General features: G+C 50.6%; 23 protein-coding genes, 1 pseudogene and 1 other annotated feature. Of the genes and pseudogenes, 2 read left to right on the top strand and 22 right to left on the bottom strand.

The window, feature by feature from the left end:
* Nucleotides 1-101 precede the first annotated feature (101 nt).
* Nucleotides 102-1,166, bottom strand: coding sequence for a substrate-binding domain-containing protein (locus L6439_RS06980; RefSeq protein ID WP_237096773.1), 1,065 nt, complete (start codon nt 1,164-1,166; stop codon nt 102-104).
* A 320-nt stretch (nt 1,167-1,486) separates the two neighbouring features.
* On the opposite strand from L6439_RS06980, the gene L6439_RS06975 reads away from it, so the two are divergent.
* Nucleotides 1,487-2,350 carry an aldo/keto reductase gene (locus L6439_RS06975; RefSeq protein ID WP_213468958.1) on the top strand — a complete coding sequence of 288 codons (864 nt, stop codon included), beginning with the start codon at nt 1,487-1,489 and terminating at the stop codon, nt 2,348-2,350.
* A gap of 48 nt (nt 2,351-2,398) precedes the next feature.
* On the opposite strand, the gene obgE is transcribed toward L6439_RS06975, so the two are convergent.
* From obgE to L6439_RS06935, 8 genes are all read right to left on the bottom strand, one after another.
* Nucleotides 2,399-3,712, bottom strand: a complete 1,314-nt coding sequence (obgE, locus tag L6439_RS06970) for a GTPase ObgE (protein ID WP_213468957.1) — start codon at nt 3,710-3,712, stop codon at nt 2,399-2,401.
* A 12-nt stretch (nt 3,713-3,724) separates the two neighbouring features.
* Entirely contained in the window at nt 3,725-4,480 is a 756-nt protein-coding gene (locus tag L6439_RS06965; protein WP_168182030.1) for a Spo0B domain-containing protein, read from the bottom strand.
* 153 nt (nt 4,481-4,633) lie between these two features.
* Nucleotides 4,634-4,945, bottom strand: coding sequence for a 50S ribosomal protein L27 (gene rpmA / locus L6439_RS06960; protein WP_006284685.1), 312 nt, complete (start codon nt 4,943-4,945; stop codon nt 4,634-4,636).
* A 14-nt stretch (nt 4,946-4,959) separates the two neighbouring features.
* Nucleotides 4,960-5,295: a ribosomal-processing cysteine protease Prp gene (locus tag L6439_RS06955; protein WP_168182032.1), complete on the bottom strand. Its 336-nt coding sequence runs from the start codon at nt 5,293-5,295 to the stop codon at nt 4,960-4,962.
* A gap of 10 nt (nt 5,296-5,305) precedes the next feature.
* Complete coding sequence (rplU, locus tag L6439_RS06950; RefSeq protein WP_168182034.1) at nt 5,306-5,617, bottom strand: 50S ribosomal protein L21; 312 nt, start codon at nt 5,615-5,617, stop codon at nt 5,306-5,308.
* Nucleotides 5,618-5,630: 13 nt separating this feature from the next.
* Nucleotides 5,631-5,716: a sequence feature (ribosomal protein L21 leader region), on the bottom strand.
* A gap of 73 nt (nt 5,717-5,789) precedes the next feature.
* Nucleotides 5,790-7,037, bottom strand: coding sequence for an Rne/Rng family ribonuclease (locus tag L6439_RS06945; RefSeq protein WP_168182037.1), 1,248 nt, complete (start codon nt 7,035-7,037; stop codon nt 5,790-5,792).
* 135 nt (nt 7,038-7,172) lie between these two features.
* Nucleotides 7,173-8,033, bottom strand: coding sequence for a M50 family metallopeptidase (locus L6439_RS06940; protein WP_213468956.1), 861 nt, complete (start codon nt 8,031-8,033; stop codon nt 7,173-7,175).
* The gene (locus L6439_RS06935) at nt 8,026-8,979 is read right to left on the bottom strand and encodes a M23 family metallopeptidase (protein ID WP_213468955.1); all 954 of its coding nucleotides are present in this window, start codon (nt 8,977-8,979) and stop codon (nt 8,026-8,028) included. The genes L6439_RS06940 and L6439_RS06935 overlap by 8 nt, the downstream gene beginning before the upstream one ends.
* Before the next feature lie 746 nt (nt 8,980-9,725).
* Here L6439_RS06935 and L6439_RS06930 point away from each other — a divergent pair.
* Entirely contained in the window at nt 9,726-10,643 is a 918-nt protein-coding gene (locus tag L6439_RS06930) for a transposase (RefSeq protein WP_213468954.1), read from the top strand.
* An 801-nt stretch (nt 10,644-11,444) separates the two neighbouring features.
* On the opposite strand, the gene L6439_RS06925 is transcribed toward L6439_RS06930, so the two are convergent.
* From L6439_RS06925 to L6439_RS06865, 13 genes and pseudogenes are all read right to left on the bottom strand, one after another.
* Nucleotides 11,445-12,596, bottom strand: a complete 1,152-nt coding sequence (locus tag L6439_RS06925; RefSeq protein ID WP_168182044.1) for an FtsW/RodA/SpoVE family cell cycle protein — start codon at nt 12,594-12,596, stop codon at nt 11,445-11,447.
* A 6-nt stretch (nt 12,597-12,602) separates the two neighbouring features.
* Nucleotides 12,603-13,397, bottom strand: coding sequence for a septum site-determining protein MinD (gene minD / locus L6439_RS06920; protein WP_168182046.1), 795 nt, complete (start codon nt 13,395-13,397; stop codon nt 12,603-12,605).
* A 7-nt stretch (nt 13,398-13,404) separates the two neighbouring features.
* A complete protein-coding gene (gene minC / locus L6439_RS06915; RefSeq protein WP_168182047.1) occupies nt 13,405-14,061 on the bottom strand; it encodes a septum site-determining protein MinC in 657 nt (218 codons plus the stop codon).
* A 218-nt stretch (nt 14,062-14,279) separates the two neighbouring features.
* Nucleotides 14,280-14,801 (bottom strand): rod shape-determining protein MreD, encoded by a 522-nt coding sequence (gene mreD, locus L6439_RS06910; RefSeq protein WP_168182049.1) that lies wholly within the window; start codon nt 14,799-14,801, stop codon nt 14,280-14,282.
* Nucleotides 14,801-15,700 (bottom strand): rod shape-determining protein MreC, encoded by a 900-nt coding sequence (mreC, locus tag L6439_RS06905; protein ID WP_172878900.1) that lies wholly within the window; start codon nt 15,698-15,700, stop codon nt 14,801-14,803. The genes mreD and mreC overlap by 1 nt, the downstream gene beginning before the upstream one ends.
* 87 nt (nt 15,701-15,787) lie before the next feature.
* Nucleotides 15,788-16,822 carry a rod shape-determining protein gene (locus L6439_RS06900; RefSeq protein WP_168182052.1) on the bottom strand — a complete coding sequence of 345 codons (1,035 nt, stop codon included), beginning with the start codon at nt 16,820-16,822 and terminating at the stop codon, nt 15,788-15,790.
* Nucleotides 16,823-16,864: 42 nt separating this feature from the next.
* Nucleotides 16,865-17,551, bottom strand: coding sequence for a RadC family protein (gene radC / locus L6439_RS06895; protein WP_168182054.1), 687 nt, complete (start codon nt 17,549-17,551; stop codon nt 16,865-16,867).
* 73 nt (nt 17,552-17,624) lie between these two features.
* Nucleotides 17,625-17,762, bottom strand: a pseudogene (locus tag L6439_RS06890) (Maf family protein); the annotation flags it as partial.
* A complete protein-coding gene (locus L6439_RS06885; RefSeq protein ID WP_213468953.1) occupies nt 17,720-19,555 on the bottom strand; it encodes a recombinase family protein in 1,836 nt (611 codons plus the stop codon). The pseudogene L6439_RS06890 and the gene L6439_RS06885, both read right to left, overlap by 43 nt.
* A 39-nt stretch (nt 19,556-19,594) precedes the next feature.
* The gene (locus tag L6439_RS06880; RefSeq protein WP_213468952.1) at nt 19,595-19,837 is read right to left on the bottom strand and encodes a hypothetical protein; all 243 of its coding nucleotides are present in this window, start codon (nt 19,835-19,837) and stop codon (nt 19,595-19,597) included.
* 300 nt (nt 19,838-20,137) lie between these two features.
* Nucleotides 20,138-20,680, bottom strand: coding sequence for a hypothetical protein (locus L6439_RS06875; protein ID WP_213468951.1), 543 nt, complete (start codon nt 20,678-20,680; stop codon nt 20,138-20,140).
* Between the two features lie 51 nt (nt 20,681-20,731).
* Nucleotides 20,732-22,147: a DNA primase family protein gene (locus tag L6439_RS06870; protein WP_213468950.1), complete on the bottom strand. Its 1,416-nt coding sequence runs from the start codon at nt 22,145-22,147 to the stop codon at nt 20,732-20,734.
* A gap of 166 nt (nt 22,148-22,313) precedes the next feature.
* The gene (locus tag L6439_RS06865; RefSeq protein WP_213468949.1) at nt 22,314-23,024 is read right to left on the bottom strand and encodes a hypothetical protein; all 711 of its coding nucleotides are present in this window, start codon (nt 23,022-23,024) and stop codon (nt 22,314-22,316) included.
* Nucleotide 23,025 lies beyond the last annotated feature (1 nt).

The raw sequence follows: 23,025 nt of genomic DNA, 5'->3' as shown, positions 1-23,025 counted from the left end.
AGACTTGATATTGCCGTGGAATATTTTTTACGGGTTATTCTATCCGCAAGCGTCGGGAAGTAAATTGCCTATTTTTACCTTGTTTCCGCTTACAACCATATTCAACCGCAGGTATAGGGGCCTATCGATTGCCTTTCCTGCAGCTGAATCGGAACCAGCATCCGCCGCTCCTCCGGCTTCCGCCGTTCGACCGCATCAATGACGGCTTGCGCTGCCCGGCGTCCAATCTCGTACTTATTTTGCAGCACGGTCGCGAGGGGAACATCGCAATGCCGCGACGCTTCCTCGTCGTCGAAGCCGACGATCGACACCTGCTCCGGCACCTGGATATTCGATGCCAAGCAAGCTCTCAGCAGATCGAGCGCCAGTTCGTCATGCTCGGCTTGAATTGCCGTCGCTTTTTTGGCCAAGAGCTTCTGAATCATCTCCGCGTAGAAGGCCTCCTTGTTATCCGCGTTCACCTGCCGGTAGAAATCGGTGATGACCAACTCGGCGACGCTTGGAAGGCCTCCGTCCTTAAGCGCCTGGCAGTAGCCGAAGTAACGATCGCGAACCGAACTCCGGTACTCGATGCCGATGCTTGACACGAAGGCGATGCGCCGATGGCCCAGCTGGATTAACTTGTGGGCCGCCATATATCCGCCGCGGAAATTATCGGAGCATACGCTCGGAACCCGGATGCTGTCGTAATATTGGTCCATCGTCACAAGCGGATATTGGTCGAGATAGAGCAGATTAAGCATCTCCATGTTATGGATAGAGCTAATCGGGTACAATATGATGCCCGAGAATCCATCCTTCGGAAGGCGTGTCAGCAATTCCTTTTCCTTCTCGGGACTCCAGTCTGTACAATGAATGCTCAAATAGTAGCCTTGGCTCTCCGAATATTCCGTCGCTCCCCTTATATAATCCAAATGACCGTTCGCCGCCATATAGGGCAGTATAAGCGAAATGATTCGCTGCCGCGCTCCCGATGTGCCGCCAAGCAGTCCTTCCTTGTCCCCGGCACGCTCTTTGACGAAGCTGCCGCTTCCCCGCTTGCGGTAAATATACCCGCTCCGTTCCAGCTCAAGCAGGGCGCGCTTGGATGTAATGCGGCTCACCCCGAACTGAGCGGCCAGCTCCATTTCCGTCGGAATCTGCTGATCGGCAATATATCTCCCCACTTCTATTTTCCGCTTTATATCGTCTATGATAAGAGCGTATAACGGTTTTTTTCCCGGTTCCACAGTTGTTCACTTCTCCGCTTCTACTGGATTGTATATGCGATAAAGCTGCTGCTAGCATCATATTAAAGGATATCATGCCAAGCAGCAAGCCAAGGCAGCCCCTATTTGCGCAGCCTTTCAGCGGTCAACGATCGGTTAACGATCACATTCGCCAACCGTAACTTTTTCCCAATTTGAACGTATATGCCTATAAACCTAACGCTGCTCTTCCGGCATCCTTGGCCGGGATGAATGATGACTAAGGAAGGTGGATATCGATGCATCACCAAAAATTGGGCTCCTACCGGATCTCGGCTATCGGCTTCGGCGGAGCTCCGCTTTCCGTGCCGGGAAGGCCGGATCAGGAACAGGCCATGAGCACGATTAAAGAGGCCTGGGAGAACGGCATCACTTTTTTCGATACGGCAGATACCTACAGCTTGAATGAGCATGATCTCGGTCATAATGAGCAGTTGTTCGCGGACACGCTCCCGCCGGCTCCCGGGTGCATCATCGCCACCAAGTCCGGGCTGGCGCGCCCGGACGGCGCCTGGATCCGGAGCGGACATCCGCGATCGCTGCGCGCCGCCTGCGAACGCAGCCTCCTCCTGCTGCGGAGAGACGCGCATCCTCTGTATTACTTGCATGCCCCGGATCCGGACGTTCCGTTCGAGGAATCGTTCGGGGAGTTGAGCCGGCTGCAGGAGGAAGGCAAAATCGAGCATCTGGGCCTGTCCAATGTCTCGGTGGCCGAATGCGAGGCGGCCCTGCACATCGCCAGCGTAGCGGCAATTCAGAATCGTTACCACTTGTTCGACCGAAGCTCCTCGGACGTGCTTGCCTTCTGCGAATCGCGCCGGATTCTGTTCGTCGCTTACAGTCCGTTCGGAGGCCCGGGGCAATCGTCCAGATTGCAGCAGGACCCGCTGCTGCAGGAGCTGGCCAGCGCCTATGAAGCGAGCCCATACCAGATCGTGCTGGCATGGTTGCTCTCCCGCTCCCCGCAGTTGCTTCCGATTCCGGGAGCGACCCGGCCGCAATCGATCCGCGACAGCGCTCAGGCGGTCCGGCTTCGCCTGGCTTCGGAAGATCTCGCGAAGCTGGATGCGCATGGCACCCCTTCCCCGGGGCAGGGACGATAGCGAAAAGACCGCATGCCTGCATCAAGGCCTGCGGTCTTCCTTATATCCTCAATAGTAGCTGCTGCCTTCGACGAATTCGAACTCGAAGTCGCCGATCCGGATGATGGTGCCGTCCTCTGCGCCGCGCTTGCGCAGCTCTTCATCCACTCCCATGCGGCGAAGCGTGCGCGCGAACCGCAGAATCGCGTCATGCGAGGTCATCTGCATCCGCTTCAACATGCCTTCAATCGCCTCGCTCTCGACGACGAACGCGTCATTCTCCCGCCGGATCGTGAAGGAAGGCTTCTCCTCTTTCTTCTTATAGCGGTAGATTTTGCGCTCCTCGACGTCGGCGACCTCTTCGACATGCGTCTCCGGAAGACGTTCCAGCATATCCATAGCCTTGTAGAGCAGCTCCTGGATTCCCTGCTTCGTCAAGGAGGAGATCGGCATAATCTCAACCTCCTCGCCCTTCAGGCCCCGCACCTGCTCGCGGAACGCTTCCAGGTTCTCTTCCGCCTGAGGCATGTCCATTTTATTCGCGGCCACGATCTGCGGGCGTTCCGCCAGCTTCTCGTTGTATTGTTTCAGCTCATCGTTAATTTTGACCCAATCGTCGAACGGATCGCGCCCTTCGGTTCCCGCCATGTCCACGACGTGGATAATAATCCGGGTACGTTCGATATGGCGGAGAAATTCATGTCCCAATCCGACTCCTTCGCTGGCGCCCTCGATCAGGCCCGGCAGGTCCGCCATCACGAAGCTTCGCCCGTCCCCGATGTCCACGACCCCCAGATTCGGGGTAATCGTCGTGAAATGATAGGCGCCGATCTTCGGCTTCGCCCCCGACACGACGGACAGAAGCGTCGATTTGCCGACGCTAGGGAATCCGACCAGGCCGACATCCGCCATCACCTTAAGTTCCAGCACGACCCAGCGCTCCTGACCTTCTTCCCCATGCTCCGCCAGCTCCGGCGCCGGATTCGCCGGGGTGGCGAAGCGCATATTTCCTCTGCCTCCGCGTCCGCCCTTGGCGACGACAACCTCTTGCCCGTGGCGGGTCAGATCGGCGATAACCTCTTGGGTGTCATCATCGATAACGACCGTTCCCGGCGGAACCCGCACAATCATATGCTCCGCATTGGCGCCATGCTGGCTCTTGTTCCGCCCCTTCTCCCCGCGGCTGGCCTTAAAGTGCTTCTGGTAGCGGAAATCAACCAGTGTGCGCAAACCTTCGTCAACGCGAAAAATGACGTCCCCGCCATTTCCGCCGTCGCCGCCGGCCGGTCCGCCCATCGCGACATACTTCTCCCGGCGGAACGCGACGAGACCGTCGCCTCCATCGCCGCCTTTTACGTATATTTTCGTCTTATCTACAAACATGCTGTCACCCCATTATGCGTTGCAAGGCACGACAATGCGGTAGGCTTCGTGCTCTTCGTTCTGCTGCGCTGACGATCGCTCCAGCCGCAGGCCGCCTACAGACGCGATATGCTTCAATTTGGATTCCACTTCATCCGGATTCGATAAGATGCCCTCGTATTGATAGCAAATGACGAGCCGGCCGTCCTCCTTGGCAAATTCGACGCTTAGCGGATTCATCCCGTCATTCGGGGCCTTCGCCGCAAAGCGAAACGCTTGAACGGAAGCCATAACCGACTCGGACAGCTTGCACGGATCGACGGACAAATCCATCCGGTTCAATTCAATCGGTTCCGGTATCTCGATCCGGAGCGGCATCATGCTGCCGGACAGCCGCTGCTGCATCAGGAACATCACCAGCTCCGGCACGCCGAGCTTGGCAATCCGGCTTTCCTCCGCCATTCGCTCTTTTATAGTCTCTACACATTCCGGCAATTTATCGAACTTCTTCAATCGAACATAACCGTACACCAATTGCAGATCATTCATCCAGTCATGGCGCTGATGGTTCATCAGCTGGAGGGCAGACGTCGCCAGAGAACGCTCCACACGCTCCCGCCGCACCCGCTCTTCCCGGTATAACAAGAACCCGCAGAGGCTCAACATCACCGCCATGACGAGAATTAGCACGAATCTCCAAGTGAATGATAAAGGCCATCCAATGACAGTGACGGCGCATGCAGCCGCTGCCGCGATGCAGCCTCCCAGCTTCAATCGCAAACTATTCATATTCCGGCTCCCCGCTCATCATTCCGTTCTTCCATTTATGTACAGACTCCCCAATCTTCAGTATATCATGCGCAAGGGAGGGCGTCCAAGAAAAATGAGCCGCAGCCGGTTAAAAAAAACCCTCGGCACTAGCCGAGGGTTTCTTCTATCGTCTTAGTTCTCCACAGCTGCTGCAACAGGTGCAGCTTCCACCGGGTAGACGCTCACTTTTTTACGGTCGCGACCCCATCGTTCGAACTTCACGACGCCTTCCACTTTTGCGAACAGCGTGTCATCTTTGCCGATGCCCACGTTGTTGCCTGGATGGACCTTCGTGCCGCGTTGGCGGACCAAGATGCTGCCGGCTGTAACCACTTGGCCGTCTGCGCGCTTCACGCCAAGACGCTTGGAAATACTGTCACGGCCGTTCTTCGTGGAGCCTACGCCCTTCTTGGATGCGAACAACTGAAGATTCAGTTTCAACATGTTGTCTACCTCCTTTATGTTGTCATTAGTTCTTCTATTTGAAGATACGATTCGTATGAAGCTTCGATACTTTGCAACCCAATGATCATCGATTCCAGCAGCAACTGAACCTGCGCTTCGATGTCCTTCCGCTCGATGAACGGAACCGTTCCGCTCAAAAAGCCGTCCTTCATCTCGCACTCCAGTTCGACGCCAGTCAGAACCTCAATGGCATTGGCTGCGCCCACCGACACGGCCGAGACACCCGCACATACGATGTCTTCCCCATGGGGAGCATAATCCGCGTGGCCCTCAATCGAGAAGCCCGCGATAGATCGATCCGGCTTCCGCCTAATTGTAACGCGAATCATCCGGCACCTCTTACGCCTGAATGTTCTCGATCGTTACTTTTGTGTACGGTTGGCGATGACCTTGCTTGCGACGGTAGTTCTTTTTCGCTTTGTACTTGTACACGACAATTTTCGCGCCTTTTCCATGCTTCTCTACCTTCGCCGTTACCGCAGCGCCGGATACAACCGGTGTGCCTGTAACGAGGCCGCCGTCCTTCGATACCGCCAATACGCGATCGAATGTTACGCTCTCGCCTTCAGCAGCGTTCAGCTTCTCGATGTACAATACATCGCCCGCTTGAACTTTGTACTGCTTGCCGCCAGTTTCGATAATTGCATACATTGTGTTGCACCTCCTCATGTCTCAGACTCGCCTGAATCAGGTGATGATGCTGCTTCCAGCCTCATGCTTGGAACCTGTCCGGAGCGGTTACAGCATGTGTAAGCAACTTCACTAGACACATACTTATAGATTGTAGCACAATTAATTACAAAATACAACCTTTCGGGTGTCATTAACGGCTGGGAATTTGTGCAGGCTCCCATCCGCTTCCCCCGCAAGAGGAACATGGCTGAAGGAACTGGTTCATCACCTGCTCCCGCACTTTTTTGCGGGTCAGCTCCAGCAGGCCAAGCTTCGTCCAGCCGACGACAAGACATTTCGTCCTGTCTTTCCTCATCATCGCCTCCAGCCGTTCGACCACGTGCTGCCGATGCTCTTCCGTATCCATGTCGATGAAATCGACAATGATGATGCCTCCGATATCCCGCAGACGGATGAGACGCGCGATTTCCTCCGCAGCTTCCATATTCGTAGTATACACGGTCTCTTCGAGATGGCTTGTCCCCGTATATTTCCCCGTGTTCACATCGACAACGGTTAAAGCTTCCGTCTGGTCCCATACCAAATAGCCGCCGCTTTCCAGCCAGGTTTTGCGCTGGAACGCCTTGTCCAGCTGTTCCTGGACATGATAGCGCCGGAACAACGGCTCCGCTTCCCTATACGTATGAATCCGGTTCTCCAAATCAGGGGCCACCGATCGAACGAACGTATGTAACCGCTCGGCTTGGCGGACGTTGTCAATCAGCAGTTGATCGACATCCCGCGAGAAGGCGTCCCGCACCAGCCGCTCCACCATGTTCAGATCATGGTGCAGCAAGGCAGGCGCTTCCGCTTGCGCCGAACGAAGCGTAATTCGCTCCCACAGCTCGCGAAGCGTCTCGATATCGCCTTGCAGCGTCTCTCGCGACTCTCCCTCCGCCACGGTGCGGATAATCATGCCTTCCTCGTTCTCGCGCAGCTCTTCGGCAAGCTGCTTCAGGCGGGTTCGTTCCGCTTCCTGCTCAATCTTCTTGGATACTCCGATATAATCGGCGTTAGGCATATAGACCGAATAGCGGCCTGGCAGCGAGTAATGGGTCGTCACACGGGCGCCCTTGCCTCCCAGCGCCTCCTTCATCACTTGGACAATAAGCTCCTGTCCAACACGAAGCAAGCTGGTTATCGGAGGCTTCTGCTTCGGCTGCTTCTCCAAATGCGGGTGCAAACAATCATCAACATACAGAAATGCGTTCTTCTTCTGACCGATGTCCACAAATGCAGCCTGCATTCCCGGAAGAACATTCACTACGCGGCCCTTGTAAAAGCTTCCGACCGACGTAGTTCCCGTAGCCTGTTCGACTGCATATTCGACGAGCCGACCATGTTCCAACAATGCCATTTGCGTGACTTGTTCCTCGCAGTGAACAATCATTTGTTTCATGGTATCACCTCTGTTACAGCGCGTCATCTTCCATTGTAACATGAAGCGGGAGGCACTGAACATACCAAACCGGTATGCTTTCCGATCAAAATAATAGAAAAACGGAGGCGGCAGCCGGTCCGATGCGCCAGCCGCTCACTTGCGCTGTCCCCCGGGCTCGTCAAAATAGGCATCAATCGCCCGCTGCTCGGGAATGATGTGCTTAATTGCGCCTTCCGGGTCCATGACATAAATAAAATGATACTCGTCCCGGCGAATCAAGCGCAGCAGCCCGGATAGCGGCCAGCCGTTCTCCGCCACGATCGGCCGGCCAAGACAGCCGCTCCGTTCCCATTTGCGAAGCCGGGCGGGACGGGACATCAGGAAGCGCAGAAAACGGTAAGGCACGTTCTTCCACTCCTCCCAATTGGACCACAAGAGGAAGATTCCCAGCACAAGCAGGTTCAGATTCACTTTTCCGCCCGTGAACACCGGAATGAGGCTGTACGCCGCAATCGCAGCGCTGACCGCCATGCTCACTCTGGCCCCGATAAGCAGCGTCTTGTAATAACTGAACCACAGCGATGCGGCCGCTTGCAGCATACGTCCGCCATCGAGGGGCAGCACCGGAAGCAGATTGAACAATCCGATGAACGCATTCGCCCGAATGAAATCGTCCGTCCAGGCGCTCCCCCACCACCCCCACTGCTCGAACAACAGGGCAAGTCCGATCATGATCCCGTTCTGGAGCGGTCCTGCGGCCATGACCAGCCACTCCTGCCAGGCCGGAGCCAGACTTCCGTCTTCCGTCTCCGCCACCCCGCCGAAGGGCAGCAGCTTCACTTCCGAGATCGTCCATCCGAACATGCGCGCCACAGTGACATGACCCATTTCATGCACAATCACGATAACGAACAGAGTCAGCAGCTCCAAAATATATCCCGTCACGGCCGCCATGGCCAACAGGAGGATAAACAAAGGATGCAGTGTATAAACGGTTCCTCCCCATTTAATCAAAAGCGATCACATCCGTCGGATCAATGTATTCCCCGTCCCGCAAGAGAGCGAAATAAAGCGCCGCCGCGCGATCTCCCTCCGGGCTCCCCAACGTGCCCACAGCCTCCCCCTCTTCCAGCCAATCGTTCACTTTCACTTCGCTGGCGGCGAGACCGCCGTATATGCTGACCACGCCCGAAGCATGCTGAACCGTAATCTGGATATCATCCTCAGCCCGGCGGTTTACTTCCGTTACCCTTCCCGTCGCCACGCTCACCACCTCGGCAGAACCCTCGGTTCCGGTCTCGGCAGCAATCCGGATCCCGTTGCGGTTCATATCGAACGGCTGCAGCACCGTCCCTTTGACGGGGGGATGCAGCGACAGTCCCCCTTGAACCGATGCCGTATCATTCCGCTTCCCTTGGAACAGCGGGATAAAAGAGGGCGAGCCGGAGAAGGTTCGTTCATACCAGGCCGCTATTGGGCGCATATCCATTTCCTCGGTCAAGCTCCGTCCGATCCATTGCCGCGCCGGCTCATTCCAATCCGCAGGGAAGCGGAAAATCGCGAACGCAGCCGCGAACAACAGGACGGACAGAACCATTCGCGTGCGAAAAGATCGCCAGAATCCGCCGTTTCGTTCCTGCTCCCATCCGTAGCGTTCATGCCATTGCCGCCGCGACGCCTTCCACATCCGTTCCGGATCGGTCGAATCGGCGAGAAGCTCCAGCTCGCTCAAGCGAAGCGAAGGATGAACCTCCAACTCGTCGCTCTCGGCGGGAATCTCGACCACCTTAGGTCCAGCCGTCTGGGCGGGTCGAGTACTCGGCGGCTCCTGCACCGGGTGATGGACGGGCAGTAAGGACGTTCCGGCATTATGCCGTCGTTCCTCCTCGGATGACCGCTGTTCCTGACTGATGATTTCCCGAATTCGTTCTTGCCGCCGACGGCGAATATCCTCGATCATGGCTCCCTCATCCCTTCCTTGATCTCCTCTTGCATGATATTTGCCTGGATACGTAATGTCCTCTGCTTTTACCGAAAATCAAGTCTTCACCCCTAATCAAACGAATCCTCTATTACCATGTGTATGACAAGCTCTCACCGGTTATGAACAAGCCCATCCTCTGCGGATTGTCCATGCTACTCCCCTTCATTGGAGTGCCGGCGAACACTTTACGCCTTTTTGTTCTTTGGGTTGGACGCAGACACTTGGCTGGCCTCATCTTTTTTAGGTTGTCTGCCGCCGGGCTTCTACACCTTTCGTGCCCGATTCCGTGCATACTCCGTGCATACATGGTGTTCCCGGTCTTTTGCACAGTCTCCCAAGCACTCAGGATTTGTCCTGTGATCCCCCATCGGCAAGCTTATGGTCAGTATCCCAAACGCTCAGGCGTGTCCTCTTCGAAGCACTCAGGGAGTCCTCTTCCAAGCTCTCAGGCTACTTGGTTCTATCCGCTAACCTTTATGTGAATATCCCAAGCATTCAGGACTTGCAGCAGCATCCCCAGTGACCTGCGGTAACACTCCCAAGGGCTCAGGCAAATGATGCCTTCAAATCTATCGCTTTCAATAATTAAATTGACAAATCCTCAATTGGGGAATTTATTTCAATTAAATCCCACCAAAATCGTTTACATGGAAACATATGTTTGGTAAAATTAAACAAGAACATGCGTTTGCATCATTTTAATTTAAGAGGAGGCTGCTGTCATGGATACCTGGAAGAACATTGGCACGTTAGAGGAGTTAATGGAGCATTTCCCTACAGAAGAATCTTGCGTTTCAGCCATATTTGCGTTGAAATGGCCTCACGGCTATCGTTGCCCGAAATGCCGGCATGTTCGCGCGTATTTTATCCGGACACGACGGCTGCCTCTGTATGAATGCCGCGACTGCGGGCATCAGACATCCTTGATCGCGGGCACGATCCTTGAGGGCAGCAGAACTTCCTTGCGGAAATGGATCGTTGCCATTTGGCTTGTCTCCAATCCAAAGGAAGGGATTAATGCGGTCAGACTTCGTTCGATTATCCATGTTACCTACAAGACGGCGTGGGCGATGCTCCATAAGATTCGTACCGCCATGAGCTGTGCCGATGAAGAGGAGCGGCTCGAACATCGTGTGCATGGCTTTATTGCCTTTAATGGCCCTCGTCTTTGTCCGAGTGTTGATCTCGCTCCGCGGGAGCAGCCGATTATTGTGGCGGCCTCGCTGGCTCCGAATGGGGCGGAACATCAGTATAAAATGAAGCAGGTTAACCGGCGTCACATGTCGGGCAAGCTGCTGCTTCCTTGCGGCCGCGACCGCTTTATCGCCGAACATGTCTCTGCTCCCGAATCCATGATATCCATAATCCGCCAGCGCTTTCGAGTCAAGCATAACAGTCCATTATATACAGTGTTCAGACAAGCACAACGATGGCTCTGCGAGACGTTTCGCGGGGTAAGCGGAAAGTATTTGCAGAATTATTTGGATGAATTTTGTTACCGTGAAAATGCCGTCGCTCGCCAAGCCGCTGGCTGGGGGTTCTTGGCCGCGGTATGCTGTGCCGATAACGGGGCCAGGCACCGGTACTTAACGAGATTCGCCGCCTCAAAATCTTACGCCCGTTCTCTTAGAGCTGCCTAAAAGAATCCAGGCAGAACCTGTACTTTTGCCGACTAGAATTAGCACGCACCATTCCCAGGCATTGAATGCAGACGTCCATTGCTTGGTAGAAAGTTTTCACTGAGTCATTAAGTCTCTCTCCGCTGCTCCTAACTTATCTCGCTCTTCGCCCATCATCTTTTTTAACCGATAGTTTACATCCCTATCATTCCTCGACCCATCATCCTGAATTAAGGGGATACTGCGTATGCTGAACCTCGGGGATAGCGAGCATAAGAATCCGAAAAGTCACCTACTCCCTTCGTTGCTCCTGATTCTTTGGGATAGTTCGCTTCATCTTAGGACATCTGTATGTACTTCGTGCTTAGAGGCATCTATATTTACTTCCTGTTTAGAGACATCTTTACTTCCTGCGCTATAGGGATACTGTTAATAAGGCAGCATGCAGTGCTGTGAAGGAACCTGAGCTTCAGGGAGACCATTCATAAAAAGCTTACGAACTTACTTCACTGCCTGAGTTTCGGGGATATCGTTCATAAGAGACAGAAAGGGACACTGTTCATACGAGACTAAAAGGGGCACTGTTCATACGAGACAGAAAGAGATACCGTTCATAAGAGACGGGCAAGGATATTGCCTATTAAGAGGCTGAACGGCAATTGGCCAGTAAGACCGAGGTTGTTCACCTTCTCCCGGGATCCGAACACTAGATGCTCCGTTCTCTTCTGCTCCTGATCAAAAAAGGCCTTACTGTCTACATCCTCCAAGCGGATGCAGACAGTAAAACCTCTCTTTTCCCACCTATTCTATCGACTTCAAGCTTCAATCTTCAATCTGATACTTCTCTTGATATATCCGTATGCTCATCACCAACCCGATGCAAAACATATTCAGCAACAAGGAAGTTCCGCCGTAGCTGATGAAGGGCAGCGTAATCCCCGTCACCGGCATCAGACCGATCATCATGCCGATATTTTCAAGAATCTGAAAGACGAACATGGATACGATGCCGATGATGATATAGGAGCCCCTCAAGTCAAAGCACTGGAAGGCGATGAGAATCATCCTGTATATCAGCAAGAAGTAGAGCAGCAGCAGGATCGATGAGCCTTGGAAGCCGAATTCCTCCCCGATGACGACGAAGATCGCGTCCGAGTACGTGTACGGAATGAAGCTTCTTCGCTTCAATTCCCCCTTCATATACCCGTCTCCGGACAACCCTCCGGAACCGATCGCGATCATGGCGTATTTGGATTGATGATTGGCATCCGACGATGCCAAGGACGGATTAATGAACGTATCGATGCGCGTGAACCAGTGCTGATGCTTGACGACATCGGTAAAAAACGCCTTGGTCTCTTCCCGGAATGTCGTGAAGGCGACATAGACCGACCCGGCCAGCAGAGAGACGGCCAGGAGACCAATCAGCACATGCCGCAGCTTAATCCCCCCGATCCAGAGCATGCCGATGAAAATCACAATATAGATGATGGCGTTGCCCAAATCCGGCTGGACAACGACGAGCGTGAACGGCACCAGCGTGACAAGCGCCACCGGCACCAAGTCTTTGGTGAACGTAAGCGGATCCCCGCCGCGCCGTCCCAGCAGCTGGGCCAAAGCGAAAATAAGCGCAATCTTGGCTATCTCCGCTGGCTGGAACGAGAACGCTCCAATATTGTACCAGCCGATTGCGCCGTTCAGATTGGAGCCGAAAAAGAAGATGCCGACGAGCAACAGGATCGTTACTCCCATCGTAATCGGCCATATTTTCAGCAGAATCCGGTAATCGAACAACGCGGTTGCGAACATGACGACAAAGCCGGCCGCAAAGAAAACAACCGTCTTCATCGCGGTATTGGCAAAGCTCGGATCTCCCCCGTGGGTCGCACTATAAATGACAAGCGGGCTGAAAACCGAAAACACAAGCAAAATTCCAACGATAACCCAATCGATCCGTTTTAGTTTGTTCAGCAATGCTCATCAACCCATCCCAAAAAACTTCTTCATCCGCGTCAGCACGCCCTTCTTCTGATCAAGCGGCATTAACGGGACCGTATCCCCCAGAATCCGCCGGGCGATATTGCGGTAAGCCACCGCGGCCCGGGAATCCGGGTTCATTACAGTCGGCTCCCCTGCATTCGCGGCCCGAATGACGAGCTCATCATCCGGCACGATTCCAAGAAGCTCGATATTCAGGACCTGCAAAATGTCGTCCAGATCGAGCATCTCTCCGCTCTTCACCATGCTGGAGCGGATCCGGTTCACGATCAGCTTCGGGGACCCGACATTCGCATTTTCCAACAAGCCGATAATGCGATCGGCATCGCGGACCGCCGCATTCTCCGGTGTCGTCACGACAATCGCGCGGTCCGCCCCGGCGATGGCGTTTTTGAAGCCCTGTTCGATGCCGGCAGGGCAATCGATAATAATATATTCATAATCCTTTTTCAATTCGAGAATAATATCCTTCACTTGCTCCGGCGAGACCGCATCCTTGTCTTTGGTCTGGGCGGCAGGCAGCATATACAATTCATCGAACCGCTTATCCTTGACAAGCGCTTGATTCAATCGGCAGCGGCCGTCGGCCACGTCGCAAATATCATAGATGATGCGATTTTCCAGCCCCATGACGACATCCAGGTTGCGCAAGCCGATATCGGTATCGACCATGCATACTTTTTTGCCGAGCAGAGCGAGCGCGGTCCCCAAATTCGCCGACGTCGTCGTCTTGCCGACGCCGCCTTTCCCCGAAGTGACGACGATAGCCTCTCCCATAGTTCCTCTACACTCCTTTGAACAAAGTAATGTCCTTGCGGACGCGATGAAGCTGCGAGATTTTGTCAATTTGCATCATGCCGTCATGGATATACGCAAATTCCATATGAGCCTGCGATACCCCCCATTCGTCCGGCGGGCGGCTGATGACATCCGCGATGCGCAGCTGCGTCGGCGCAAATAGCGAAGCGGCAATGACCGAGCCAGTCTCTCCGTCGACGCCGGCATGGGCTGTTCCCCGCAGGGCGCCGAATACGAATATGTCTCCGCTGCTAATGATCATTCCGCCCGGATTGACATCGCCAAGGAACAGCAGATGCCCGTCATGGCGGAGCACCTGCCCCGATCGGACCATTCCGGTCATCGAATGAACGCGGTACCCTTGCGCTTCCTTCTTGACATCGGCATCCGATTCCAGAGAACGGATGAGCAGATTCCCCCGCTGCCTCAAAATGTTGAGCATCTCTGTCTTTTGCTCATCGGCAGCGGTACGGGCTCCTAACTTGACATCGACATACACAAGCGGTCCGTCGAAAAAATGCGGTGTATGGTCAAGCTTGTCGCGCAACTCTTGCAACAAGTCTGTAAATTCGCACTGATCGTCAAGCAGGAACACGAGGCCGTCTTTCATGCCTTTAATCGTTACCAATGGCTTGGCCGTCATGAAATGTCCCTCCCCACGGTTATCTTTTTCGTGACGGATAAGAAAAGTTCCTGCAAAAAAGCCGTGAATCGTAAGAAAAACCTCTGTCGACGCCCCTCGAAGGGGAGCGATCGCCAATCGAGGCCGGGAACAAATTTCCTTTCCCGCCAGGCTACAGCCCCTGAAATGCGCAACAAAACAGCATCAGCCGCCTGGACGAAGTGCCCAAAGACGGCTGCTTAGTCTTGTTCATTTTCAGCGGTTCCCGACTGTAGATCGAACCATTTCCGCATCGGAACATAGATCGCAAGCGCAAACAGCAGCTGTACGAACAGACTCGGAATCAAATAGTCGAAAAGCGCAACTTCATACGTCATTTTGCTCAAATTAAACAGCGAATAGATAGCGAACAGTATCGTCTGGTACAAAAAGCTTCCCATGACCGCCGCCGCCATCATCGGTATGAGCGTGATGTTCCGTCCCGGAAAAAGAAGCCCCGCCAAATAGCCGAGCAGCCCCATGCTGAACGCATGCGGGCCAATCATATGCCCATAGTATACGATATCCTGCAAAAACCCGAACGCGAGTCCCATAATAAGCGCCGTATGACGATGCTGATAGACCCCGTGATAGAGCACTGCGATGAAGATGAACTGCGGAATAATGCGCCCCTGCCACATATCCGGAATGATGAGCGGAAGCAGCGTCCCCTCCAATATGAACAGCACGAACATAAAACCAATCATCCAATTCCGGTTCATCACTTATCCTCTTTCTTCGAGCCGTTCACTTCCGGATCGGGCGTGAAGACGATGAACAGCTCCCGCCAGTCGCGATAGGTGGCCGCCGGTTCGATGGTGGCGGTACGCGTCAGTCCAAGGTCTCCTTGCTGCAGGGAGACGACGGTGCCGATAATCAGCCCTCCCGGGAAGACCCCGCCGAAGCCGGAGGAAATAATCGTATCTCCCACCTTCACCTTGTCGTTCTCTTCTATCCGCGTCATCGTGAAGGTGCCGCTGCTGTGATCATACGATTCAATCATGCCGAAGGAATCGCTTTTGCCAAGCACGGTCGCCGAAATCGGGCGCGAATTCGGGTCCTTCTCATCCAGATTGGTCAGCAACTGAACGGTGGAGGAGAATTCGTACACGCGGCTGATCGTCCCCACTACGCCATCGACAGAGATGACAGGCATCCCTTGCCGGACGCCGTTGATCTCCCCAAGATTGAGATTCAGCGTCTGGTTGAACGGATCGGCTACGTTAATGGAGGATACTTGCGCAATCCGGTACTCATACGGCAGATTGAGCTGCTTCTGGCGCTCGGTGAACTTCAGCTCCTCCATCAGCCGCTCGTTCGTGGCCTGAACTTCGCTGTAATAAGCTTTGTCGCGTATGTAATGGGCCTCCACAATCTTAAGGCGCTCATTCTCTTCATGCAGTTCCTTCAAGGTCGCGATATCATGAAAAAAATTGGCTATATAGGACGCCGGCTTATACACCAGCTGCTGCACGAACGTTACCGTATCGTGCACGATTTTCTCCGGCCAAGACATCTTCAGCCGCCCGCCCAAGGTGAAGCCCATCAATGCGATAAACAAAATAAGTCCGAATAATAGAATGATTAACCGTTTGTTCCCCAACAGCTTAAACAGTCTCAACACCTTCTCATCGTAAAGCGGTACTCGTTCCTCCTCGAAATAGAGCCCGCGCCGAGGGAACGAACCAGCGCGGGGCCAATAGCTTGGTTATCGCTTGGAGCGAAGGCCGGAGCTTCCGCGTCCCTTGAACAAGTGAATATTGTCGAGCGCGCGCCCGGTGCCGATAGCGACGCAATCCAGCGGGTTCTCCGCCACGATGACCGGCATCCCGGTCTCGCGCGCCAGCAGCTTGTCGAGGTTGCGAAGCAGCGCTCCGCCGCCCGTGAGGACAATGCCCCGATCCATAATATCGGCTGCCAGCTCCGGCGGACATTTCTCCAGCGTCACCTTCACCGCCTCCACGATCGAGTTGATCGTATCCAGCAGCGCGTCGGTAATCTCATTCGAAGAAATAGAGAGCGTCTTAGGCAATCCGGTCAGCAGATCGCGTCCCCGGATCTCCATCGTCTCCACCTCGTCCAATTCCATCGCGGAGCCCAAATCCATCTTGAGCTGCTCCGCCGTGCGCTCCCCAATCATCATATTATATTGGCGCTTGATGTATTGAATGATCGCTTCATCCATCTCATCGCCGGCTACCCGGACGGAGCGGCAGGTAACAATCCCGCCAAGCGAGATGACGGCGACTTCCGTCGTACCGCCGCCGATATCGACAACCATGCTTCCCGTCGGCTCCCATACCGGCAGATCGGCCCCGATCGCTGCCGCGAACGGCTCCTCGATCGTGTAGGCGTCTCTGGCGCCCGCTTGCTTCGTCGCGTCTTCCACCGCGCGCTGCTCGACGGCCGTGATGCCCGACGGCACGCAGACCATCACATTCGGATGGCGCGGGAAGAGCGAACGCTGCTTCTGCGCTTGCCGGATGAAATATTTAATCATCGTGGAGGTCGTGTCGAAGTCGGCGATAACGCCGTCCTTCATTGGGCGGATAGCCCGAATATTGCCCGGCGTGCGGCCGATCATCTTCTTGGCGGCTTCACCGACCGCTTCGATCGTCTTCGTATCCGTACGGATAGCGACGACGGACGGCTCGCGTACGACGATTCCTTTGCCACGAATATATACCAATGTATTGGCTGTGCCCAAGTCAATTCCCAAGTCTTTTGTAAAGCCACCTAGCATGTTGTCAATCTCCTTTTTATAGCCTCAATCTCAATCATTATATTACATGAGTCCGCGTTCCTTCAAACTCACATATTGATTATCTCCGATGACCAAATGGTCCAGCAGGTCAATGCCGACAATCTCGCCCGCCTCGACGAGCCGCCTGGTGATGGACGCGTCTTCCGGGCTCGGCGTCGGATCGCCGCTCGGATGATTATGTGCGCAAATGATGGAAGCCGCGCCGTATTTCAAGGCGGCGCGATACACTTCGCGCGGATGAACGAGAGAGGCGTCTAATATGCCGATCGTAATCGTTTGTTGAGCAATAATCCGGTTTTTCGTATTCAAGAAAAGACAAACAAAATGCTCCTGCTGATAGTAACGCATCGATTCCATCAGCCATCCCGCAGCATCCTGCGGCCGCCGGATCGTAATCGCGTCACCGCTGCGTGATCGCGCCATCCGCCTGCCCAGCTCCAAGCCGGCCTTGAGCTGAATCGCCTTCGCCAAGCCGACTCCGCGAGTCTGCGTCAGCTCAGTCACCGACAGATCGGGCAGGTAACGTAAATGACCTGCCCGGTTCAAAATGCGCTGCGCCAGGACGACGGCCGATTCGTCCTTCGTCCCTGTCCGCAGCAAAATCGCCAACAATTCCGCATGGCTTAACGCTTCCGCCCCGTAATGCAGCATGCGCTCTCTCGGGCGCTCGCCATGGGGCAGATCGCGAAGAAGCGGGTGATGTTCCATGTCGCACAACCTCCTGAATATTGGATTGCGGCATTCCTGTCCCAAGCTTCTTGCCTGCCGGACTCCCGGCGTTCTATGGCACTCTGATTCCGAATGGCTCAAGCATTTCGGTCAGGAGCGATAACGGAAGACCTACTACATTGAAATAACAACCTTCGATTCGCTCGACTAGCGTGGCTCCGACGCCTTGTATGCCGTAGGAGCCAGCCTTGTAGTGCACGATGGTTCTTTTAAGCCGACAGTATCATTGACGAGTTCCCCGCCATAAAAGTTTGACGCCAAAGTAGAAACTAATGTTTTGATTACCGCCCCCGCTTTATAAGTAACGGTGGCTTTATAGCCGCCACCGTTACCATCAGGGTCATGATCCCCACCTTCGTACTGTAGCAATTTCTCAATATTGGCTTTCAAGTAAATTGTAGGTTCTCCGTCTTCGTTGACAATTATTTTATCAACTAACAAACTAAGATCCTTACGATCAAACATCTCTTTTCCAATAAGTTCATCAAGAACACTCAAAGCAGTAACTGAACCTTCCTGAAACCTTGAAGATTGCTTTTTAATTTCAGTTAAATCATCAATCTGCCTTTGAATATCTTTGATTAGCACACGCTTCTCCGCTTCAATTTCTGCATATGCTTCTGAGATAATTTCCTCATCTTCGGGGCTTCGAGCAACTTCATTTATCCTCTGCTTCATTGTTACTTTCAGTTCATCAGAAAGTTGCTTTAGACTTGAATTTAGCCTCTGGAGGGACTTATCTAGATTGTCGGTTCTCTTCACCTGATCTTTCAATTTACCATCAAAACCACTAATTGCATCGCTCAGTTTTTCTCTGAGGACAACAAGATGGGCTTTTATTGCAAGCAGCAATGTTCGATCTAAGATGTAATGTGTTGTACAAGCTATTTTACCTACTCTTCTATATGTCCCGCATATGTAGGACTTATGTTTACCTTCCTTATTAAGTGCAACAAAACCGCGTCCGCAATCGGCACAAACAAGAAAGCCAGTGAATAGGTTTACATGCTTATGTCCCGAACCTCTATAATGCATGGTGAGACGTTTTTCAGCGATCTCCTGTGCAAGTTCGAAATCCTCCACACTTACCAGAGGTTCGTGATTATTTGCAAACACATAGTGCTGAGACGGATCGACCCTCAGAATTTTCCCATTGATCTCAGCAAGCTTATATTTACCTTGTCGAAGTACTCCAATGTAAAAGTCATTTCTTACGATTCTTTGAACCATTCGCTGAACCCAAACATGCGTAACATCTTTTTTGTAAACTTTACCTTCAGCTTCTTTGTTTCTTTGGATGACCATTGATGGAGTAGGTACTTCGTTTTCAGTCAGATAAATACAAATTTTTCTGTAGCCGTCACCTTGTAAATACATTTCGAATATCTTCTTAACTACCCAAGCAGTCTCTTCATCAATAATTACTTTCTCTCGGTCAAGCGGATCTCTCTTGTAGCCGTAAGGAACTGCTGACAAATACTTGCCATCAATCATTTTTGTCTTGTTGTTATCTTTTATTTTGGTACTTATATCTTTGACATACCTCTCATTATACCACGTTTTAATTCCAAGTATCGAGTCATCATCAACAAATGAGTCGTAGCTATCACTTATTAGAATTACTCGAACACCTAGCCTTTTCATATCTTCGAGAAACAGCAATGTATAAGCATTATGCCGCCCGATTCGTGATATATCCTTTACCAAAAGTACTACTTGATACCCATTTTCAATTGCAAAATTAATATCTCCTAACATCCGATTAAAATCAGGTCTGTTGAATGAATATCCGCTGTAATTATCATCTTCGTACAAGTTCTTTTCAGGAATTTCTTTTCCAAATACCTCTTTTGCATGATTCGCAATAATCTTCTTTTGGGCAATAATTGTAGCATAGTTCTTTCTATCTTCATCGCGGCTAATACGCGTATAACCAATCAACAAACACTTATCTCCAGAATTTACAACCTTAAAATTAGTCATATTTGATACCCCACTTCTTATATTTTCATTGGATTTGGGTCATTGTACCTTGGTATCGAAAACTGGTTCAACATTGTTTTTGAGTGCGTTTTGAAGCACTACTTTTTCAAGACCAACAAGGACATCATCAGTCCCAGAAACGAATGTGATCAGTTTATAGGACTTGAATTTTCTGGTCTTGAGATCTTCCTTGAGTTCCAAAAATTCCGCCGAATCCTTATCCTGCTCAGTCATCCAGACATACACCAACTTATTTGCATTATCCATCTTCACTTTAATCAAGATAATGCACCTCCAATGACCCGCAACATTGACATTTTGGAATACCAGACCTTGGAGAGGAAGGACTTTGACTTGATAGACTTACTAATGATTACAGACATGTTTAACACTCCGTTTGCACGATATTTGGAGCGGTAACTCCATGCCTGCTTGTTAAGGACTCTTGAAAAATGTTCGTAAGTTTAAGTCAACTCCAATAAGATAACTTGTGATTGCCTATAATTCGAATATGGCTCGAAAGAAAAAAAACCAGTTCCCTAACTATTTCTAGTCAAGGGACTGGGGGTTTTGATAATTACATTAATAGTTGAGTCCAATTGGTATTCCATTCACTATCAACGGACATACTTCTTCAAAATTCTGCTTCTTTATAATGCCATTTTCATCGTGGATTACTTCAAAAGCTAATACCCCATCTATTGCATGGACAACAGAGAACTCTACTAATTCAAAGTTAGATGTAGAAGTAAGGTAAGTTGATATTATATCCCAGTTTGGTTTGCGAAAAATTTGACGTTCAAAAATTTGATAAACAATAAAACCCGCATCCTCAAGTTTTGTAATGGTTTCTAAATCAAAGCTAGAAAGATTCATTGTGAGGTCAGGAAAATACCCACAGATATCAGATTTTAGAATCTTACCCTCTCGAAAATTTTCAATTATCTTCTCATCATAACCGTTAATCTTCATAAGTCCTTTTGCAAGTTCAATCCCATAATTAATCTCATTAGTGCAAGGTTTTGAAGCAATGAGATTTTTGAATTCCAGTAATACTTTATCCGTCACTTCCGATTTCCTGCTTTTTTCCGTACCGAACCGATCAAATAGCAATTCTCTCATCATACTTACTCCTCCATTTTCATAGCGACATTGTAGAGACATATAGATCGGGAATTAATAATTAATCCCAAGCCCCTCGACATAATAATCACCATTGATTTTCTTCTCGCGAACTTTAATGCCTTGCTCGATGAGAACTCTGCTGAACATCTCCCAAAACTTTGTGGAGCCTATGGACTTTACATTGTCCAAGCCATTATTATCTGCCCATCTTGAAAAATCTCGCTTAAAGTCTGATCTTAAGGTCTGTTCACCTCCAGCCCAAAATACCCGCGCTTTGAAATACTCGGGGAGCGGGTTTTGACTGACCTTATAATCCTCTAATGCTTTTTCACACACTTTACTTTCGGTCAAATTAAAGTTGTTATCGATTAAACGAGCCAAGCCTTTCATTGCAAAATTCAGTATGCCTGGTAATTCTGTCAGCAGCTTATCGAGAAGTGACTTGTCCATGTAGCTTACCCCCTCAATAGGGGCTTCGCCTGCTCTCAACTCCCGATAGATTTTGTTGAATGGTATGATTTGAAGTCTTCTAAAATACCCGTTCGTTAAATCGTTGGAATCCATCATACTGTTCAGCAGAACAATCGTCTTAGCGAATAATCGTGTGTTGAAAGAAGCTTTGAATTTCTGCTCGACGTTTACTGCATCTCCACCAGTTAAGATTTTGAAGTTCTGAGTGTTGAATTTCCGATCAAATTCATTCTCAGTCGAAACATTCACCAGTTTTTCCGGCAAGTTTTGCATACCAAAACGACCACCGAGATCTTTCAACGAGACATTTGATACATTTTCTATTCCGATTAAGTAACGAATGATTTCTGATAGTACACTCTTACCATTTGATCCTGATCCAATAAAGAAGAACGCCTTTTGAATCTTTATGTCCGGTATGAAGCAGTAACCCATTATTTCCTGAACAAGCTTAATACGTTCCTCGTCACCTTCAAAGATGTCGAATAGGAATTCTTCAAACTTCGGACACGATGCAGTTTTGTTGTACTCAATCGGTATTTGTATGGTGGATAGAAACCTCGGATCATGATCAACAAAATCCATCGTGTAAAGATTCAACATTCCGTTGGCTAGATTTATAAATCCCTTATCGGGATTCATAGCATCAACATATGGTATTTCTCTTATCAACGCTTTGTAATACTCGCTCTCCCATTTCGGAAGCCAACCAGTAGAATGGGCTTCAAGTACGATGCCTCGGCAAATCGTCAATAAAATATTACGATTCATTTCAATGTAATACCCCTTATTACAATAAGAATAAATCTGCCCATTAAGTTGAACTAAGTGCATTCGGCTTAATACATATGAAACGAAAATATTTACGTTCATTTCTAAATCTTTCTTTCCATAAGTTATTCCCCGTTCCTTAAGAGCCAGCCGCTCATCGAGCTGTTCTACAATTGGTGAAAGACAGGATTTCATGACTTCAAGAGTTTGATATGATGCTGCCATTTTTAAGCACACCTTTCTCGGTTTGATTATCTATCTCTCCGAGACTCTTGAGCACTTTCCTAATTTTCGTCTCAACTCCTACATAATAAAAAAAAATGACCCCTATTATTTAGGATTAATAAAACAGTGTAGAACACCAAAGGTATTCTACACTGTAGTCAGGTTTTTATTTGGATGTTAAATGCAATTCCCTCATGCTTTGTGCTATCCGCTTCTTGCCTTCTTCTCTCTTTTTTAGTAGATGCTCCAGTAATGGACCATACTTATCTGCGTACTTCGGTATTACCTTCCATTCACCTTGAACTTTCTTGTCGATTGGGATGATCTTTTCAGTAATTGGAACAACATCTTCTCTATAACCTGATTTGTTCTTGGGCTTATTTCTCTTAAATTGAATCGATGGTGTGGGTAACTTGGCGTCTCCTTTTTCAAATGCTTTCAAATATAAGGAAACATAGCCACCTCTAGGATCATCATTAGCTTCAAAAAAACCAGCGTACTCATCCCTTAACATCAAGAACATAAACTCGTAATACGTAAGATCAAACTCTTCTTCCTTTTTTATACTCCGACTTCCAATTTGATTCATTGTTATTTCCGTGTGTTTGTCTAAAAGAACATCTATGACAGGAACCTCAATGTCAATATCAGAATAAAGAGAGATACCAACCTTAAAAGGACATGATTTAGACTTCCTATCCTCATTTATGAGGTTACGCTTCGACTTAAATGATTGAAATCCGAGTAAAGCAACAAAATGTAGAGTATGAGACAAGGAACATAAATTCTCTCGTTGACTCTTTGGCATATCAGCTATTATCTGTTCACCGATTTCAATAAATTTTGAATTATATTTTGTTTTCTTACCAGCACCCATT

It is taken from the genome of Paenibacillus dendritiformis (assembly GCF_021654795.1).
Taxonomy (GTDB): domain Bacteria; phylum Bacillota; class Bacilli; order Paenibacillales; family Paenibacillaceae; genus Paenibacillus_B.
Note: the sequence above shows the minus strand (reverse complement) of the source record. Positions and strands in the feature narration are given on the sequence as shown.